The sequence below is a fragment of the Rhizobium sp. RAF36 genome, assembly GCF_052114105.1.
Taxonomy (GTDB): Bacteria; Pseudomonadota; Alphaproteobacteria; order Rhizobiales; family Rhizobiaceae; genus Rhizobium.
Map to the genome: position 1 here is coordinate 508,613 of NZ_JBFREC010000003.1, position 17,606 is coordinate 526,218.

The following is a 17,606-nucleotide window of genomic DNA, read 5'->3' on the forward strand; positions in this document are numbered from 1 at the left end:
GACCGTTCCGCTGTAAGAGCCGGCTTCCGGGTGACCGAACGTTCCCGCGCCACCATCCTTTTATCTAGCCCCTCTCACGGCTTCCGTCGGTGTGTAGTCACTGGTCCTGTTCCGATCGCGCCATGTTCACGGCATTACCGAAATCGGCCCCCACCTGGTTGTAGTCGTCAGTGTGTTTCGTCATTCGATCCTCTTGGGGTGGCCAGCTCGTGTTTCCGGCGAATGCCGCCCTTCACGGAGAGTTTCGTTCCATCGGGAAATCTTCGACGCGCTTCCAGGAACATTGGACGGACTTCGCGATTATCAGTCGCCAACAGGAGAACGTCGATGGATAGAGATCAAGACCAACGTGAGCGCGCCTACAAGATCTGGGAGGAAGAAGGCCGCCCAGACGGCCAGCATGACGACCACTGGCGTCGGGCGGAAGAGCAGCATGAGAAGACCGAAGAGGAGGCAGCCGCGGTCACTGAAGCCAACCAACACGCCTCCGATGAATTCAACCGCAAAAATAGAAAAAAGGCGTTGCCGATCGACAGGCCGCCATCCAGTGTCGCTCCGGATTGATTTCGTCAACAATACCCAAGCCGGCTTGGGCCAGTGCCAGAAATCAAGTTGGCCCACCTTTGTGTGGGCCACTAGCACAGTGTGGACCTCGTCCCGGCTGCAATTCGCTGATTGCTGTCTCGACGCCGCGGCCGTCAAAGAAAGCGGATCAATGCCGTTAACTAACGGCCAGCACCTTTTCCAGATCTTCTTCGGATATAGGCCAAGCCTCGATGAGACCATTCGATTTCAAAATAAGCGTCATCGTCCGATGATAGGCTTCCCACATCACGTCAATCGGCTCTTCATCAATCCGAAGGTCAAAGGTCCCCGCCGGGTGTGGCTTGGCCATCCCAGCTAGTTGGAAGGGCCGAGTGATGGAAATGCTTTTAACAGTTGTCTTCATGGCATTGATCCGTTTCCTTGGGATCGGGCTCGTGTCGAGCCCGCTCGTGAGGTAGGCGGCATCTCGGGACGTTGCTAGCGCGAAACGAGTGCTCTTGAAGGCACAGCTATCGCAATTGGGGGCCCAGTGATGTCTTTCATTGTTTGCCGCTGTTGGCTTTAAGGGACGATGACCTCCGGCGATGTGGCGCTCGTCCTCGACTATGCCTTTTCCTAACACTTCAACTGAAGATCGATTGGACATTCACTGCCACCGCGTGGATCCGGAAAACTTTGTAAATGCGATACTACGCGCCGAGGTGTTGCCACCTTCAAACAACAGTTTTGATCAATTGAACAAAACCACGGGACTATAATGGACGCAGTCCCCTTGGCTGGCTATGCCATTCTCTCTCAGCCAATATCCTTTTGATCCGCGCGCTGAACTTGACGGATCGATGCTTCAATCGATGGGATCGTTCTGAGGGGCGAAATGATGAAATCGCCTGGGCCGGCTTTGCTTGGAACGCACCGCACCCCCCTCGTTCTCCCAGGCGGCCAGGGCAGCAGGATCAGAGTTCAAGCGCTGCCGTCGAGACGCCGGATAATTCTCAGCAGCTATGGTCGCGCCTTCAATTCGGCGGATGATCTCGATTTCTGCCAAATGCGGTTCACCGGGGTCGGCTCGGATATCGGACGTCGCGTAATTCGCTCGTTTCAAGATGAGCCTCAGCAGTCTCTGACCTTCAGATATGTGGCTCATTCTCAAGTCCTCTATTTCTGAAGGACGCACGACCTGCCAATGCGAATACCGTAGTCCAGTCGCGCGCGTACTCGTTTCGAAAAAGCAGCTATGTAGCCTTGTTAGTGAACGCGACGCCCTTGAGGCGTTACGCCGTGAACGGCATATCTATGCGGGCCCGAAAACGGCAGGATTTTGGATCCCGTATCGGTCATGTCGAAATTTCGGTGCAGCGCGTTAGCAAGCTGAGCCGGATCTTTCACACCTTCACGGAAGAGCTTGATTAAAAGCTTGGCTGCAGCGTTCATATGGCCGTCTGAGTGTACCGAGATATTTCCTGTATAGCCGCAGCTTACAAGGATGCCCTGAAGCATCGTCAGGTCTTCTGTTTCCAGATGGGAAGTGCTGATTTCGGAAGACATCAAGTCCTCCTTTCGGTCGGGGCGAAGCTTGACAGCCTCAATCGGCAGCGCCCGTTCAATGGCTGCCAAGGCAGTCAACCTGCTCTCAACGACAAACAATAGCAAACGAATTCTTGGCGGTGACAGTCACGGCAAAGTCCCAGACTGCTGATCGGGGGGTCCGATACCGTGCAGTAGCTCTATTGGGTCAGTATCCTGAGGCCTGTCCAGCTGATCTAAGCGACACGGGCATATCGAAATGCCCCGCCCCGACGGCGCGTAGGGGATAGGGTTCGCCCGCACACGAGGGGTGGGCGAACCCTCTGGCATCAGCTTGGCGGAAGCGATCCGTTAAAAGGCAACTCTCCTTTACATATCGAGGGCTATCGTCTCGGTCCGTGGTGGCGCGGGATGAGAAAGTTCCGACGCTTTACGCCTTCGCCGATTGCAGATCGAGAGTATTTCATACTGGATTTCGGCTTGATTGACAGGAAGCGACCACCCTGGATGATAGGTCGATAGCTGGTGCCGCCTCGTTAGACCGGGTGCTCTCCCCGTGGCAAATGACATGACGCTCGCCAGTTACCGCCAGAACCGCTTCGCGTCGAGAAGATCATCGACCGATGCTTGCGCCTTTTTGATCAGCGCCTCCTTGTCGGCATGCGAAACCACGGACGCTCTTGCGGGATGCTCAGCGAGGCCATGCTTCTCAAGCACTTCATGCCCGGTAGCCAGATCGTTCAAGGCGCCGAGGTCATCCTGGAGCGCTTCCATCGCGGCAAGAAATTTCCTGTGCCGGCGCGCTGCGCGCTTGTTGTCGAACAGCGAAACGAAGAATTCGGTGGTATAGCGAAGCTTCTTTGCGTCCTTGCGAACCTCATGGCGATGCTCGTCATCGACCTTCATCAGATTGTGCCCGGCCTTCTTTATCCGCTTGCGCTGTTTGTCCAACACACGCACCGTAAACTCCTGAGCACTCGGTATATCCGCCTTTGCGCTCCCCATTCCCGAGAGGTATTCGCCACATTCGAGCCATTCGAAGAGGTCGAGCATCAGCGCTCTCGCTCTCGATGAACCCAAGGCTTCAATCGCGTCACGATAAGCGGCCTCTTTGGCCGCTTTCAGCCTGGAGACGATATCGGCATTGGTGGCTTTTACAAGGAGCACATCGACGTTCCGAGCCTCGCCCAGGACCGCGGCAATCCATCGAAGCTCCTCTTTCAGCCGCTCCGGTTCGCTGCCGGGGATGAACATCTTGAACAGCGAGAAGGCAGACCTCAGCCGGCGAAGAGCGACGCGCGCCTGATGCAGAGCCTCTGGGTTCCGCTTCTGGAGAAGTATGTCCTCGTTTAGCCGAAATTGCCGGACGCAGGATAAGGCAATCGCCTGGAACGCGCAGGCCGCATTCATGTCCGGTTCGAGATCGACGCGCTCGGCCTTGAAAGCCTGTTTTTGCGCCTCAATCAGCGCGAAGCCCCGTTCAGCTTTGGAGCGCATGCCGAACCGAAAGCCTGCGACGCCCTCTATCTTTCTCGCGCAAACGAAAAGGTCGCTGATCTTTCCATCCTTCAGTTCGATTTCGGCTTCGCGTATGGGGAAACGACGGTCGCCCGATATGATTTCACCCCGGTCGATGACAACTTCGATGCGCGAGCCGTTTTCCTCAAGGTCCCATTGGCGTCGTTCGATCAAAACGTCAAAGACCGGCTCCAGCTTCAGTTTGGTGCCAAACTTGCCGATAAGTGGGCTAGTGTGGTCGAGGACGGGTTCATCCTCCCCGATCGGCGCTTCCCATTCCGATCGCGCAAAAAGCGACCGGGCTGGGCCGGTGGCTTTCACAGTCTGCACGCGCGCATCACCAACCTTTCGTATGCGCAGCGTGTACCCTTCCTGCCAAAGCGCTCGATCCCTCGTATCGAAGTAGGTCGATCGTTGCTTCAAAATCTTCGTGGGTTCGCCAAGCAGGTGGGAACCGAGAAGGCTCTCTGTCGCTTCATCTGAAAGGTCGAGCTTAATTTCGGTCTCGGATGACACGATCGACTCCAGTTCGTAGTGGACGCTCTCAAACGCCGACCTAGCTGTCATAGTTCAGTGGTACAGCGCTTTGATGAAAGTTAGAAAAAAATCGAAAATCAATATGCTCTCGGATGACCCCTCGTTCTCTTTGACCACGACGTCAGCTCGTTACATCCAGCAGGCCGGGGCGATCTGCTATCGTCGCAATGAAAAGGGAGAATTCAGCATCCTTCTCGTTGGCAGTCGCAGGAACGGTCGCTGGGGCGTTCCAAAAGGGCACCTCGATCCCGGTGAGACCAGTTATCTCGCCGCGGGACGGGAATCTTTCGAAGAGGCCGGTGTGGTTGGCGCGGTCGACAGAGAAGTTTTCGGTACGTTCAGCTATACAAAGGATAGCTCACCGCTTCGCTACCAGGTTGCCGTCCATCTCCTTGAGGTTTCCAGACTGTCGGCAGACTTCCCCGAGAAAGCGGTGCGGAAACAGAAGTGGTTTACACTGAAGGCCGCCGTTCGTGACGCCGTCCAGCCGGGCCTTCAGGCCTTGCTCGAAAAGCTGGAAGCCATGGGCCGTTGACGTTCAGCTTTGCTAAATCGCTGTCGAGGGCAATCCGCTCGCAAAAGAAAGTCGCAGAGATCTTGGAAGCCGTTCTGCAGCCGCCGGCGCGCAAGCGGAGACGAAGCGCCTCGCCGCGGCTCGTGACAACGGTGGGGTTCGGCACCAATCCCGGGCGGCTCGTCATGAAATCCTTTTTACCTGTCAACCTGCCGAAAAAGCCGGCGCTGGTGGTTGTTTTGCACGGATGCGGGCAGACACCCGAAAGTCTGGATGCCGCTTCCGGCTTCTCGCGGCTGGCAAGGAAGAAGGGCTTTGTTATTCTCTATCCAGAGCAGACGAGAAGCAATAATTCGCAGTTATGCTTCAACTGGTTTCGCCCCAGCGCCATCGCCCGCGACCGCGGCGAGTTGCTCTCCATCAAGCAGATGATCGAATATGCCAGTAGCCGGCATAAGATCAACGCGAACCGCGTTTTCATCGTCGGGCTTCCAGCCGGTGCGGCCATGACCGCAGTCCTGTTGGCAACCTATCCGGATCTTTTTGCGGGTGCGGCGATCGTCGCCGGAATGCCGGTTGGGGCCGTTCGCGACGCGATGTCGGCTCTTCGTGCGATGAAATCTGGCGCTGCCGCGCCCACTGAGGGATGGGGTCGCAGGATCACGACCATCTCGCCTAAACCGCGGTTGTGGCCCCCAATTACCATCTGGCACGGAACGGCTGATCGCGTCGTCAACCCGGCGAACGCAGATACCAGCATCGACCAATGGCTGGGAGCCATGAACATCGATCGCCGATCAGGTGACGTCCAAACAAAGACCTGGGGCCACCTGCATTCGTGGAAGGCTGCCAATGGGTCCGCAGTTTCTTTGTATTCGATCGCAGGCATGGCCCATGGTCTCCCCATCAAATCGCGCGGCGGCGCCCAGCGCATCAAAGACCCCTTCGTGCTCGCGACCAACATTTCAGCGCCTCTTGAATTGATGCGGTTGTGGGAGCTGCCTAGACGCTGAGTTGGTCACGGCAGTTGCCCGTGGGCGTCCATGACGCTGCCAGCTATTCGCAGTTCTGCTCGCGCAACATCGCGATTGTCCGTTAGATCTGAAGGAACGCCAGCAAGTCAGCATTCAAGACATCGGCATTGACCGTGAGCATGCCGTGCGAAAAGGCCGGACAGGTCTTGGTGATGCCACTCCTTAGAAGCTTGATTGACTTGCACGCAGCATCGGCGAGTGGGACTATCTGATCGTCTTCATCGTGCAGTACCAAAGTGGAGACCGATATCGACTGAGATCTTCGGTCTGGTCCGTTTCAGAAAAGCCTTGATGCCGCCCTAGTGTGCTTTTGCGGCGCCTATCGAGCCCTGCCACCACCAGTTCTGGATCACCGCTTCCTGCACAGCTGCGCGTTCACGGTTGAAACCATAAAACGGGGCCACCGGGAAATCACGGACGAATTTCGACCGGTTGGCAGCGAGTGCTGATCGCGGACCATCGAACAATGTCTTCAAGCGTGCATTTATCGCGACGCGGCCACAAGCATTGCTCATAACGAATTAATCGAGTAAGTGCGTTCCATACCAACAATTCCTTGGGTATGTTCTGTGGATATGTATGATATGTTCACGTTAATTCTCAGCGCAAATTAATAATTGGACATAGTCGTATTTCTGGTTTGTTCACCTTTGAGAAAGATTTGCCACTGGCTTGCATAAATGTCCGGTAACGTGCATTTTAGGCGTTAGGCAACAATTGCTTATAGGCTCAAGTCCTTATCGAGATCGCCGGCGCCCTTGCGATTCGGATTGGATGGCCGATGGTAAGGCGCATCAGCCACCCTGAGCAATCTCCTGGAACAAAGTCCGTCGGCAACTTACACTTTCGCGAGCGGCCAGCGATGTTCCGGTTTGCGCGCAGTCGGAAGCACGATCAAGAAACACAGTATGCCCGGCGCGTAGGTGGAGCGTGGCCGTCTTCACAGCTGAACCCGGTCTGCACCATCCTAGCAAGTCTGCCTCGAAGGCGAGTAAGCGTTGATAGATAACAAAAAACTAGTGATGGCAAGAATTCGAGCTGAGATGGCGAAGGGCACGTCAACATCAGATGTTGTAGAGATTGTCGCTGAAATATTCGCCAGGCAAACGGCAGCAGACGAAGCGGAAGCGATACGGAACGCCCCAAGGTCTAAAAAGACCTGAACCAATAAAGCTAGGCTGTCGGGTCCAGACCGCCGATATTTGCCATGTATTCTCGTTCCGGCACCCCGTAGGCGTCGCCCGCCACTGCGAGGAGCCCCGCTCGGTCCCGTATGGTTACATAGGTTCTCGCCGCTGCGATAAGGTGCTTTCCCTCAAGAATATGGAGCATTTCTGTAACGCTTTGGCGGCGCACCGCCAGCATGATGCTCATAAGTTTGTGGGTGAGATGGATCTGGTCCCCGTTGGAACGATCGTGACACATCAGGAGCCAGCGCGCTAAACGTGCTTCGAGCTGATGAGCGGCATTTGTGTACGCTGTATAGGCAATTTGGACCGACGCTGCCTGAAGGTATCTTGTCAGAAAATTCCGAAGCGAGACGCTCTCGGCCATCGCCGCCTGGAGATGAACATTTGCGATTCGGAAGCCCCAACCGTCAACGTGCATAAAGACATGATAGGGCAAGGACGAAGTCCCCGCGATTCCGGAGGTGGGCGCCAAGCCTTCTCGTCCGAACAGCGCGATTTCAGATTTGCGCCCATCAGGAGGACCCACAACGATCGAGCCGATACCCGTTTCTGGAAAATAGGTGTAGTCGCTGATGGTACCAGGCTCGGCTAGACTTGCATTACGCGGGAGATCAACCTTCTCCAAGAACGGGCGAACTCTATCGAGATCGCTCCTCGCCAACTTGGCTAAGAGATTATTTCGGAAAACTAATTTTGCAATCTCCGGCATTGCTCGTCCTCGTGAGGCAAGAGCAATCGGGTCTCAAAGTCGGTGCGTCAGATTGATTGCAACCGATGATCAGAGCCTAGTCTCCGACAATTCGTTTATGTCGGATTATCTTGACCGACAATTGGCCGGCAGCCCTGTGCACTTTATCGGACGTTGGAAACTTCGCGTGTAGGCCTGACGTTCAGCAAAAACGCTCTATAGTCTGTCCGGTATCGTCCATTTCTATCGGCCCCGGCGCTACGACCCGCTGCCAGAAAGCCTTTAAACAAGAGGTTGAGGGCCAACATAAGAAAGAACCGCGAGAGCTACGGTTGTTCGGGGCCGAAGTGAATCGAGAAACCACGGTCTGTCAGTTGCCGGATTGATCTGAGGAGTGCAACGGGCTCTCGCCTCCCTCCCACCTTCAATTCAAGCTCGCAAGCAAGATCGATTGGGTCGGTCATACCTCCCTGGACAAGTCTGATCAGCAATCTTGCAGCGACATTGGGAGGCGCATTGGCCCATACATTTGTGCTGTGGCCAGCATCCCCCAGAAGTTCTGCGATCAAGCTCAACTGTTCGGTGGTGACGTAGCGCACGTTTCCGGAATACATGACGGCATACACTCACCGTGTCGTCAGCACATCTCGCTCTGCGCTCAACTTTCGATAGAGGGCATTAAGCTCCGCATGTCTGGATTCCTTGATATTGGGGGACGCCATCTCGGCATCCAGTTTTTTCAGCTCTAGTGCGATTTCCATCGATCTCGCTTCATTGCCGTCTGACGATCTGAACCTGATCATGTTGTTCTCCGTGAAAGGCTGCCGTTGAAATCTGCCAATGCCGGCGGTTGCGTTATCAGGCAGTTCAAGCCATATCCTGGAGACTGAGTGTCAGGTTATTGCTTCGGCGTCGCTCATAGAGTTTGGCTGCCGCTTCCAGCACTGATGCCCGGTCGCTGTCGAATGCGCTGAGGCACCGCGCCGCCGTCCTCTGCTTCAACGCTGACGCCTCAACCAGGAATTTGACTTCAAACATGCCGTCGTATCCGGTGAAGCGTACGCCGTTCTTTATTTCGTCGAAACTTCGGCTTCGGTTGGGAAACACTAGCGCCATCTTGGTCCGACCTTTAATTTTCGCAGTTTTAGGGCGCAAACCAATGACGCCAATCAAGCGACCAACTGACTTCCGCAGTTTGCTGGCGAGCGGCGTTGTTACGTGGCAGTCGTGTCGCGGTGCGGTAAGCCTGGGATTGCGAACGGATGTAGCGCTTTACTCGATACGCGGGTTTTCATTTCGTAACGACCAAAGTGATTTTCGAGCTCGGTTTGAAGATCCACCGGATGTTCCATCCCTGCCTGAAACGATTTGATCAGTAGTTTCCCTGCGGGTGTCACGCGCGTGCCTGTCAGCTCGTGGCTTGAGTAGCCCGCATCTTTCAGCACATTTTGAAGAAAGTTGATATCGGCGACTGTTAGAAGGTGAGGCGAAAGTGCGGAAGACATTGTGTCCTCCTTTCGGTCGGGGCTAGGGCGTGATGACCCTTAAGCAGCAGCGCCCTGGACATGGCTTACTGAAGGAAGAACCCTGCGCTTCTAGAGCGAAGAAAGCAAACGAATACGAGCCTTCATCGAAACAGGAGGAATAATCGCTGTCTGTAAAGCGAAGTTGATGGCCGTTGGCCTTATCATCCAGCGCCAACGAAAGGATCTGGACAGAACCGGTGGCGGAAACACAGAAGCCCATCCGGCGTTTCGCGAGCGATGACGAGGAGTGATATCGAACGATCGTGTATTGTGACTTTTCCTGGCGCTCAATCCGGAAGGGACGCATCCCTCCAGGAGCGAGAGGCAGCTGGCAGATTTCGCTTCAACCAAGTGCAAAGGAAAATCGCAACATGTCGCACATTGACCCGCGCTGTCTTGCCGTCCGTTTGATGCAAGGACCACGACGGGAAGACTATCTTACATTGCATGGAAAATCCTGACGATGAAAGACCCTCGAAGGTTCGGAAATATGAGCAGACGCTACAGCACAATATCGGCAATGCTGCGTTTCTAGTTTCCTGGCCAGTGTCCAATGAGAAGCGAGTTTTAGGAGCACAGAGATCTATATGAAAGCGCTCAGTCGGTCGGTCTCAATGGGCCGATGCGAGCTTCCTCGCGCTCGGACGCAAGCTTCCGAGTTGTTAGCGGCGCAGAGCTAAAAACGCATCTCGATCGTCACTCAGCCAGGGCGTCTTTCGGGAATCCCGCCGCAAGCCCATCGATAAATTTGCGCACCGCTGGCGGCAGGCCGCGCCTTGTCGTGAAAACCAGATGGACAAGCCCTTTCATGCCGCGCCAAGCGGGAAGAACACGCACCAGCTTGCCTTCGCCCAGTGCCTGTCTGCAGCTATGATCTGGAAGTAGTGCCACGCCGAGGCCGGCAAGGGCTGCCGTGCGGACGGCAGTGAAGTCGGCGCAGCCAATCCTCGGTTCGTGTCGCAACGTATGCATCCGGCCCTCGTCGGTCTCCAGGAACCAGTTTACTTCGCCCTGATCGTCGGTGGTCGATAGCGTTGGTTGAGCAGCAAGGTCCTCGACCGAGCCAATGCGGCTTGCGATCTGCGGGCTGGCCACGAGGATTCGGGTCGAGTTTCCAAGTGAGCGCATCGTCAACGAGGCATCGCCTTCCAGTGAGGTGCGCACGCGCAAGGCCACGTCGATCCGCTCCTCGATGAGATCCACCGGGCGGTCGATAGCCACCAGCTGCAAGCGAACTTTTGGGTATTGAACAAGGAAGCGCGTGACGAGCGGAGAGATCGCCTCGACGAGCCCGGTCGGACAACTCATGCGGATCATCCCATGCGGCTCCGATTGCGCTTCGGCAACGAGCGCCTCAGCACGTTCGGCTTCCGTCATCATGGCCCTGCAACGCTCGTAGAAGGACTTGCCAACATCGGTTACGCGGAAACGCCGGCTTGAGCGTTCGATAAGACGGACACCAAGGCGAGCCTCCAGTCCTGCCACCCGGCGACTGAGTTTCGACTTGGGTTCGCGCAGTGCGCGGCCCGCCGCCGCGAACCCGCCGTGGGCGACCACTTCCGCAAAATAGACAAGGTCATTCAGATCGTACCGCATCATCGTTCTCCGTTTGGAACGATGGGTAACAGATTTGACGGCTATTTGCATAATCGTTCCGCTGTCATGTTCTTTTCAACGGCACTAGGCCGTCCACAAGGAGCAACACAATGAGAACTTTTGAAAACAAGGTTGTAATCGTCACGGGCGGCACAAGCGGCATCGGACTTGCGACAGCACAGGCATTTTCGCAGGCAGGCGCATCGGTTTTCATCACCGGCCGGCGCAAAGATGCGCTTGATGCAGCCGTCAAGACGATAGGCGGCCGCGTCACCGGCGTGCAGGCCGACATGAGCAAGCTCGTCGATATCGACCGCCTCTACGACGCCGTCCAGCAGAAGCATGGCCATATCGACGTCGTCTTCGCCAATGCCGGAGGCGGCGAGATGGCGCCGCTCGGCGCAATCAGCGAGGAGCACTATCAGAAAACCTTCGATACCAACGTGAAGGGCACGTTGTTCACTGTTCAGAAGGCACTGCCGCTTCTGCGCGACGGGGCCTCGATCATCCTCACCTCATCGACGACCAGCATTTCCGGCACGCCGGCCTTCAGCGTCTACTCCGCGACAAAGGCGGCGGTGCGCAATTTCGCGCGCAATTGGATCCTCGATCTGAAAGATCGCCATATCCGCGTCAACGCGATCTCCCCGGGCGTGACCGATACAGCTGGCCTCAACGAGTTGTTCGGCAACGGCCAAAGCGCCGAGAACACCAAGAACTACCTTGCCGGCCTCATTCCGGCAGGCCGCGTTGGTCAGCCCGAAGAGATCGCTAAGGCCGTGCTGTTCCTGGCCTCGGACGACGCTTCCTTCATCAACGGTGTCGAGCTGTTCGTCGATGGCGGCCAGGCACAGATCTAGGCTCACCGCCGCAAGGGAGAACCATCATGGCTGATATCGCCACGCTTCTTGAGCGCAACCTTCAGGGCATTTTCGGGGAGGGGGACGATACCCTGCGCCGAAAGGTCGCCGAAGAAATCTTTCATGACGATGCCGTGTTCGTCGAACCACACGGGATTTATCGCGGACGAGACGAAATCGTCCGGATAGCTGGGATCATCCGAGCCTTGCATCCGACATTCCGATACTCGACGCTCGGGCGTGCTGACGTGCTGCATGATAAGGCGGGACGCTTGCGCTGGGTGTCGGGGGTGCCGGGTGAACCGCCTGCCTATGCGGGCACCGACTTCATCGTCGTAAGAGATGGCCGGATCGCCGCCGTTTACCTGTTCTTTGATGGTGCGCCTGATCCGACCAGTCCGGCTGTGAACGATGGTCAATGACCGGCGGATCTCCAAGACAAGTTCTCGCCTAGTAAACGGGCATGATACCCCTGCCGTCCGTCACTTCTTGATAATCAAAAAACAGGTCGCGGCGTAATCGATATGCGACGGTCGGGGATCGGCAGAAGAGCTCGACCGTCGTATGGCCCACGATCTGTGGCCAACACGTTGGCTCCTTGACGCATCGCCTCCGGCGACGCGATCAACCCTTGGTCTTGCTTGTTTTCGTTGAAGCCGGAAGACCTCCCGTCTGCTTCAAGAACACAATGGTTTCAGCGCAGACCTCGCGCCTGCGAGCTTCTCGAAGCGCCAACAGCCGCCTCTTGTCACCAGGCGTCACATCTGTGCCGCCGGCCCGGGATGCGAGCTCATCGGTTTCAACAAGATCGATCAGGAGATTGCGCATGACGCCATTCATTTCGTGGAGATTGCGCATTTCCAACATCGCCGGTGAAGTCCGCATTCTTCGCGAAATCGCATCGTCGATAGACTTTTCCGTCAGTTTCGTTGCGACGACGAGGTAGCGAGCGGCCAGCACGCCGAGTACAGTAAAAATAAAGATAGAGACGGTGACAAGCATGACGACGGGCTCCTAGTGCCGAATAAATCGTGCTCGGCAACGGGTTGGTCAATGCCCTCCCGCAGAAAGTCGCGAACAGAGTGCCATATGACCTTCAGTGTGTCTCAGGCTGGAGGCAACGGTCGCGGTGGTCCGGCCGCTTGTGGGCATCTCACCTTTGAGCTTTGTGCCGCAACGATCGCGGCGCACGATGGGGAGACTGGAGACGATTCGATTTTGGATCTCTGCCGCCAAGCTCCTTGAGTAACGAGGTGATCAGTGCAGCAATTTTTCGAGACTTCACAGGGCCTGCTGGCAATTGGAGCGATCCTTGGGGCAGGTTGCGTCACACTTGGGGCGCTGATTCCCACTTTTACGTCCGTCCTTTCCCGCAGGCGGTCAGCCTCTGATGAACGAAGCGCGGCCATGCAGGCGGTTCTGGCTTTGGACGACTTCGTGGGGTCGAGCTTTTGAGCCGTTCACGACACCCCGGAATTCAATCCGATGAACGAGGGCGAGTTCGTCTTCCACACTCCCGATCCGGTCCTGGCGTTGCCATCGCCGGATCGCTTGGAGCTCTTTGATGAGGAAATTGCCGATGAAATCATGTGGCTTGGCAATCGCGTCCTTAACTTGGGACGTGCCCTTGATGCGCTCGATCTCTCGGCTCGAAATTTTGATGGCTTCTTCGAGCGCCGGCGGGAAGGCTACAGTCCTTGCGGCGCAAGCGATGGACCTGATCGACCGTCTGGTCAGCGAGTACGCGCTACGTATGCCCGACAAGCCTGATTATTATCGGCAGGGGGAGGGCTTTGTCCGCGTCCTGCAAAGCTCGGGGGAAAGCCGGCAAAGCACACGGACGGCGCGTCAGGTCAACAAGACGACCGGTTCCAACGTGACCCAGCTGTTTCCGAAGGCAACCGACGACGCTGACTGACGGCCCCCAAAATAGACCCGGCGACCTTTTGGCACCTCGCGGCTGAGGCAACGACATCGTATCTATCCCTGCTATCGCCGCCCCCAGGAGCCGACTTTGCTGAAAATCTATCGCGACATTGACGGAGCCGTCAGGGCAGGTGCAGCCGATGACTCATTGCCTGGTCACGTCATCTGGATGGACCTCCTCGATCCCGACGAAGAGGAGATCGCATTCGTCGAGCGGCGTGCAAGGGTAAGAGTTCCAACACGCGATGCCCTGAGCGAAATTGAGGTATCGAGCAGGCTTTCCAAAGAGGGGGACCGGCTTTACCTGAGCGCACCCGTCGTTGGTCATGCTACAACCGAGCACGCCGAGCTCTCGCCGGCAGGCTTTATCGTCGGCCCTGACTTTCTGGTGACCATCCGCTTCGACGACTTGCCGGCTTTCGATGCTGTTGCGGAACGGATAAAACACGATGAAACGCTTGCCAGCGGCATGGGTGTTTTCGTGGCGCTACTGGAGGCCATCGTCGACCGTGGTGCTGATGTTCTTGAGCATCTGGCCGCCGCAGTAGACCAGGTGTCCCGGACGGTCTTCAAAGGAAACCTCAAAGGTTCGGCCTCTCCCCGCAGTGCCAACTTTACGCTGCGACGCGCGCTTTCTAAAGTCGGCGCGCTCGGCGATCGATCCTCGAAGGCCCGCGATGTCCTCCTCGGCGTTGGCAGGATGGCCTCATTTACCCTGGATGTGTGTCACGAGATGCTCTCGGACGAATTCCGCGACCAGCTGCACGCTGTGACCAAGGACGTCTCCTCGTTGAGCGATTACGAAACGCATCTTTCGGACAAGACCCAATTTCTCCTGGACGCAGTCCTCGGCTTCATCACCATCGAGCAGAACGACATCTTCAAAGTGCTGACGATCGCCTCGGTGGTTGGTGTGCCACCGACCCTGTTGGCCGGCATATGGGGCATGAATTTCAAGTTCATGCCGGAGTTGGGCTGGGAGTGGGGTTACCCCTTTGCCTGGACGGCCATCATCCTGAGCGCCATCGCGCCTCTGGTCTGGTTCTGGCGGCGGGGATGGTTTTGAGAATCCCCAGTTTGCGGAATCGGAGGCTGTGAATTGTCGACCGGGATGCTCGGCTCTGCCGGGGGCCTCGGGTGAGACTTTAGAAAGCGGGTGCCAGCGAGACGAGCTCGTGTCCTGCTTCCAACAACAGACCTCGTGACCGCTCAACGTCGTACTGCTTCAGCAATAGGTAGTCGCCATTGAAGGTGGATACCAGGAATATACCGACACCATTTTCCGAAAGTGGACGTATGACCGACAGGACGATGCCCGTCTCCCCGAACGCGAACGGGCCAATGAACTTGAAAGCCGTCCACCCGCCGTCTTTGGAAACGCCGTCAGGCACACGGTCAGCCAGGCATACGATCGATAGTTCGTCGTCCCCGCGGCTTACAGATCCAAAGCCTGGTCCGGACCACCATCCGGGCAACTCTGCGGTGGCGTCCAATTGAACTATCGCGTATTCGCCATCGAGTTCAGCAATCTTGATTGTAGGCATGCAGGTTTCCCGGGGAGATCTATTTTCACATTGGAGAATGGAATAATCTGCAGGTCCGCCAGCTGTTTTGAAACTGACAACCGCATTGCAGCACTTACTGTCGGTCTCGATCGTCAACGATTATCCCTCCCGATAGTGAACGATTTTCAGTGTCTCGCGTTCTCTGATCCGACAAGTTTATTTTGCCTCGGGGACGTCATGAAGACCATTGCATTGTTGGGTTCTGGAATCACCTGCGCAGTCGGCTCCTGCATTGCGGCAGCTTCGATCGCGTCCATCATTATGGCAGCGCCCGAACGCCATACATTCCCAAGCGAAACCGCATCGGACCTGTGGACTACAGCGCCAGTCAGGATTGATCGGTCGGCTCAGTCGTTCGAAAGGGTTCCGGCTCAGTTTTCGACATACGCCCTCGCGCAACCATCTGCGAATACGGGTCTTGCCAAAGGCCCGGCCACAGTCGCCGCACCAGTCGTGAACACGGCAATGTCGAGCCAGCATTTGAGCTGGTGCATTGACCGCTATCGCTCCTTCGATGAGAAGACCAATACTTACCGCTCGTTCAGCGGCCAGACTCGTACCTGCTACTCGCCTTATGAAAGCGGTCCTTCGACCACCGTTACGGCTGCTGAAAGTGTCCAGCCTACGTCCGTGACGGCCGCGGCCGCCTCATGGTGCTCTGCCCGTTACCAGTCATACCGTGTCGAGGACAACACCTACCAGCCCTATGACGGCCCGCGAAGGGCTTGCGAGGGTCCGCGTGCGCCTAGCGAGGTGGCATCCAGATAGCCCGAGCACACCGGATACCTTGCGAAACGTTAGCGGCTGACCGCGAATGAAACGGCTTGGTCCGATCGGCGTTTCTGCGAGGCACGTACGCGTTCTTATTCACATCTCGTGAGATAACGCCGTCCAAGCAAAGGCACTATTTGCCTGGCAACATTGTCTGAAGAACCCCGTCGCGGCGAACCAACCCGTGAAACAGTGCGGCCGCGAGATGCATCACGACGAGTGCGAAAAACGCGAAGGCCAGATAGAAATGTGCGCTCCAGAGTACAGCGTGCAGGCTCGCGCTCTGCGGCAGGATCGGGGGAAGACGGACACCGCCATAGAGCACAATCGGATAGGCCGCTGCCGACATCATCGCCCAACCAATGAGCGGCATGGCGATCATCAGCAGGTATAATGCAAGATGCGACAGATGGGCAGCGAGTTTCATCGGCAGCGGTAGATCTGGTGGCAGAGCCGGGGCACCCGATATGAAACGGACCACAAGACGAACCACGGCGAGAACGAGGATGAGGATTCCCAGAGTCTTGTGTGTCACCAGCAACGCAACGTACCGCTGACCGATCGTCGAGACCATCCCGACGCCGATGAATAGCATGGCCAGAATTCCGACAGCCATCAGCCAGTGCAACAGACGCTGGGCGGAAGAGAAACGTGTTGTGATGCCGGTCATGGTTTCGCGCTCGCTGCTGTTCGGGGATACTGGCTCGCTTCACTGGTTCGAAGATCATAGGATCTGGCATAGGCAGCCGATCGTGCTGCAGGAAATGGATCATCGGAAACTTCGATGCCGTCCGGCAGAACTGTCGGGTCGAAATTGATATCCCGGCACGGGCCGTCCGCCTCTTGCTCGATTTTTTCCACCACAAGCGTTCCAGCTTCCACCGTCCTTCGTTCAGGCGGCCAGGCCTTTGTCGGATCGGATGTTGGATCTGAAGGGTCGGCGACTGTCAGAACAAGGGTCCAGCGCTGGGGCGACTTGGATACACGGTCGATGATGTCCTCTTCAAGATGATTGGGGCCCAACTTTGCGAAATCCTCAACTGCGATCGTCACAGGCTGAGTTTCGGGCCGCAGTGACCAACGCACCGCGTTCTTGGCCCCGTCACCATTCGTAAAGATGAATGCATTCAGGCTATTGAAGGTCACCTCGGCATAGCTGGCTGTCCAAGGGGCCTTGCTTGCCCACTCGCCGAATGCGGCAAATTCGGGATGTGCTGCCACAAAGCCCTTCATGGCATCAGGGTTCTTGCTCTTTGAAGCCTCGAGCAGGTCATAAAATCCCTGCGGCGTCGAAACCGCGAAGACGGGCGGGTCAATCAGCGCCATGCGCCAGACGTTACCGTCCGGAGCTGAAATTTGCACACCGATGCCGCGCACGCGCACGGTAGGATCTGCTGCGTTGGGATCAGGCGTTGCGAGGTTGAAACGTCCGAGAACCGGATATCGTCCCGCGATGAACAACGGTGCCTTCGAAAGCGCGACAGCGTTGCCATTGGCTTCGAAGTTGCCCGTGAAGCACACCCCCTTCGCATGATTTCTCCGATGCCCCAGCGCGGGTCCGCCAGGAGGCGCCAGAGCGGCGACAAGCTCCATGGGTGTTAGGCGTCCGGGTGTGAGCCATCCGGCAGTGTATGCAAAGGCGCCGACGCTGAAGCCCACGACTGCACTGATCAGCACGAGGGATCCGAGGGCGGAATGCTGCGAGCCCGGCATGAAAAACTCTCCGTCGTTTCAGTTTTTCTGTGATGCTGGAAATCGATTGTGATGCGACGACAAGTGGTGCTGGGGATGCTTCACCTGCTTTCAGGTTT

The 17,606-nt window shown here is 56.7% G+C and carries 21 protein-coding genes and 1 pseudogene; 8 read left to right on the forward strand and 14 right to left on the reverse strand.

Annotated elements, in window-relative coordinates; genetic code table 11:
- Positions 1 to 327: 327 nt before the first annotated feature.
- Positions 328 to 564: a DUF2934 domain-containing protein gene (locus tag AB4Z25_RS13965; protein ID WP_442208245.1), complete on the forward strand. Its 237-nt coding sequence runs from the start codon at positions 328 to 330 to the stop codon at positions 562 to 564.
- Positions 565 to 721: 157 nt separating this feature from the next.
- Here the strand turns inward: AB4Z25_RS13965 and AB4Z25_RS13970 are convergent, their stop codons facing one another.
- The 4 genes from AB4Z25_RS13970 to AB4Z25_RS13985 all read right to left on the reverse strand — a co-directional run bounded on the left by AB4Z25_RS13970 (position 722) and on the right by AB4Z25_RS13985 (position 4,104).
- The gene (locus AB4Z25_RS13970; RefSeq protein ID WP_442208246.1) at positions 722 to 1,192 is read right to left on the reverse strand and encodes a hypothetical protein; all 471 of its coding nucleotides are present in this window, start codon (positions 1,190 to 1,192) and stop codon (positions 722 to 724) included.
- 198 nt (positions 1,193 to 1,390) lie between these two features.
- Positions 1,391 to 1,690 carry a hypothetical protein gene (locus AB4Z25_RS13975; protein WP_310295831.1) on the reverse strand — a complete coding sequence of 100 codons (300 nt, stop codon included), beginning with the start codon at positions 1,688 to 1,690 and terminating at the stop codon, positions 1,391 to 1,393.
- 101 nt (positions 1,691 to 1,791) lie between these two features.
- On the reverse strand, positions 1,792 to 2,091 hold the full coding sequence (locus tag AB4Z25_RS13980; protein WP_310295833.1) for a hypothetical protein: 300 nt from the start codon (positions 2,089 to 2,091) through the stop codon (positions 1,792 to 1,794).
- A gap of 561 nt (positions 2,092 to 2,652) precedes the next feature.
- Entirely contained in the window at positions 2,653 to 4,104 is a 1,452-nt protein-coding gene (locus tag AB4Z25_RS13985; RefSeq protein ID WP_442208247.1) for a CYTH and CHAD domain-containing protein, read from the reverse strand.
- 73 nt (positions 4,105 to 4,177) lie between these two features.
- On the opposite strand from AB4Z25_RS13985, the gene AB4Z25_RS13990 reads away from it, so the two are divergent.
- Both AB4Z25_RS13990 and AB4Z25_RS13995 read left to right on the forward strand, forming a co-directional pair.
- Positions 4,178 to 4,660 (forward strand): NUDIX hydrolase, encoded by a 483-nt coding sequence (locus AB4Z25_RS13990; RefSeq protein ID WP_442208248.1) that lies wholly within the window; start codon positions 4,178 to 4,180, stop codon positions 4,658 to 4,660.
- A complete protein-coding gene (locus tag AB4Z25_RS13995; protein ID WP_442208249.1) occupies positions 4,657 to 5,652 on the forward strand; it encodes an extracellular catalytic domain type 1 short-chain-length polyhydroxyalkanoate depolymerase in 996 nt (331 codons plus the stop codon). Before AB4Z25_RS13990 ends, AB4Z25_RS13995 begins: the two co-directional genes overlap by 4 nt.
- 82 nt (positions 5,653 to 5,734) lie before the next feature.
- On the opposite strand, the pseudogene AB4Z25_RS14000 reads toward AB4Z25_RS13995, so the two are convergent.
- The 6 genes and pseudogenes from AB4Z25_RS14000 to AB4Z25_RS14025 all read right to left on the reverse strand — a co-directional run.
- Positions 5,735 to 6,140: pseudogene (locus AB4Z25_RS14000) on the reverse strand (alpha/beta fold hydrolase); the annotation flags it as partial.
- 706 nt (positions 6,141 to 6,846) lie between these two features.
- On the reverse strand, positions 6,847 to 7,572 hold the full coding sequence (locus tag AB4Z25_RS14005; RefSeq protein ID WP_112517558.1) for a Crp/Fnr family transcriptional regulator: 726 nt from the start codon (positions 7,570 to 7,572) through the stop codon (positions 6,847 to 6,849).
- A gap of 605 nt (positions 7,573 to 8,177) precedes the next feature.
- Complete coding sequence (locus AB4Z25_RS14010; protein WP_162702756.1) at positions 8,178 to 8,354, reverse strand: hypothetical protein; 177 nt, start codon at positions 8,352 to 8,354, stop codon at positions 8,178 to 8,180.
- Positions 8,355 to 8,418: 64 nt separating this feature from the next.
- Positions 8,419 to 8,667 (reverse strand): DUF1488 domain-containing protein, encoded by a 249-nt coding sequence (locus AB4Z25_RS14015; RefSeq protein ID WP_442208349.1) that lies wholly within the window; start codon positions 8,665 to 8,667, stop codon positions 8,419 to 8,421.
- A gap of 98 nt (positions 8,668 to 8,765) precedes the next feature.
- Complete coding sequence (locus AB4Z25_RS14020; RefSeq protein WP_112538803.1) at positions 8,766 to 9,056, reverse strand: hypothetical protein; 291 nt, start codon at positions 9,054 to 9,056, stop codon at positions 8,766 to 8,768.
- 717 nt (positions 9,057 to 9,773) lie between these two features.
- A complete protein-coding gene (locus AB4Z25_RS14025; RefSeq protein WP_442208350.1) occupies positions 9,774 to 10,676 on the reverse strand; it encodes a LysR family transcriptional regulator in 903 nt (300 codons plus the stop codon).
- 107 nt (positions 10,677 to 10,783) lie between these two features.
- Here AB4Z25_RS14025 and AB4Z25_RS14030 point away from each other — a divergent pair, with 107 nt between their 5' ends.
- Both AB4Z25_RS14030 and AB4Z25_RS14035 read left to right on the forward strand, forming a co-directional pair.
- Positions 10,784 to 11,533 carry a glucose 1-dehydrogenase gene (locus AB4Z25_RS14030; RefSeq protein WP_112386573.1) on the forward strand — a complete coding sequence of 250 codons (750 nt, stop codon included), beginning with the start codon at positions 10,784 to 10,786 and terminating at the stop codon, positions 11,531 to 11,533.
- Positions 11,534 to 11,559: 26 nt separating this feature from the next.
- The gene (locus AB4Z25_RS14035) at positions 11,560 to 11,955 is read left to right on the forward strand and encodes a nuclear transport factor 2 family protein (RefSeq protein WP_442208250.1); all 396 of its coding nucleotides are present in this window, start codon (positions 11,560 to 11,562) and stop codon (positions 11,953 to 11,955) included.
- Between the two features lie 202 nt (positions 11,956 to 12,157).
- On the opposite strand, the gene AB4Z25_RS14040 is transcribed toward AB4Z25_RS14035, so the two are convergent.
- Positions 12,158 to 12,535 carry a hypothetical protein gene (locus AB4Z25_RS14040; protein ID WP_442208251.1) on the reverse strand — a complete coding sequence of 126 codons (378 nt, stop codon included), beginning with the start codon at positions 12,533 to 12,535 and terminating at the stop codon, positions 12,158 to 12,160.
- Between the two features lie 625 nt (positions 12,536 to 13,160).
- Between AB4Z25_RS14040 and AB4Z25_RS14045 the strand changes: the two genes are divergently transcribed.
- Both AB4Z25_RS14045 and AB4Z25_RS14050 read left to right on the forward strand, forming a co-directional pair.
- Positions 13,161 to 13,451: a hypothetical protein gene (locus AB4Z25_RS14045; protein ID WP_442208252.1), complete on the forward strand. Its 291-nt coding sequence runs from the start codon at positions 13,161 to 13,163 to the stop codon at positions 13,449 to 13,451.
- 96 nt (positions 13,452 to 13,547) lie between these two features.
- On the forward strand, positions 13,548 to 14,525 hold the full coding sequence (locus AB4Z25_RS14050; protein ID WP_442208253.1) for a magnesium transporter CorA family protein: 978 nt from the start codon (positions 13,548 to 13,550) through the stop codon (positions 14,523 to 14,525).
- 79 nt (positions 14,526 to 14,604) lie between these two features.
- Here AB4Z25_RS14050 and AB4Z25_RS14055 read toward each other — a convergent pair whose 3' ends face one another.
- Complete coding sequence (locus tag AB4Z25_RS14055; protein WP_442208254.1) at positions 14,605 to 15,120, reverse strand: ACT domain-containing protein; 516 nt, start codon at positions 15,118 to 15,120, stop codon at positions 14,605 to 14,607.
- A 369-nt stretch (positions 15,121 to 15,489) separates the two neighbouring features.
- On the opposite strand from AB4Z25_RS14055, the gene AB4Z25_RS14060 reads away from it, so the two are divergent.
- A complete protein-coding gene (locus tag AB4Z25_RS14060; RefSeq protein ID WP_310296031.1) occupies positions 15,490 to 15,792 on the forward strand; it encodes a BA14K family protein in 303 nt (100 codons plus the stop codon).
- 136 nt (positions 15,793 to 15,928) lie between these two features.
- Here AB4Z25_RS14060 and AB4Z25_RS14065 read toward each other — a convergent pair whose 3' ends face one another.
- Positions 15,929 to 16,465: a cytochrome b gene (locus tag AB4Z25_RS14065; protein ID WP_442208255.1), complete on the reverse strand. Its 537-nt coding sequence runs from the start codon at positions 16,463 to 16,465 to the stop codon at positions 15,929 to 15,931.
- Positions 16,462 to 17,508 (reverse strand): catalase family peroxidase, encoded by a 1,047-nt coding sequence (locus tag AB4Z25_RS14070; RefSeq protein ID WP_310295857.1) that lies wholly within the window; start codon positions 17,506 to 17,508, stop codon positions 16,462 to 16,464. The genes AB4Z25_RS14065 and AB4Z25_RS14070 overlap by 4 nt, the downstream gene beginning before the upstream one ends.
- Between the last annotated feature and the right edge of the window lie 98 nt (positions 17,509 to 17,606).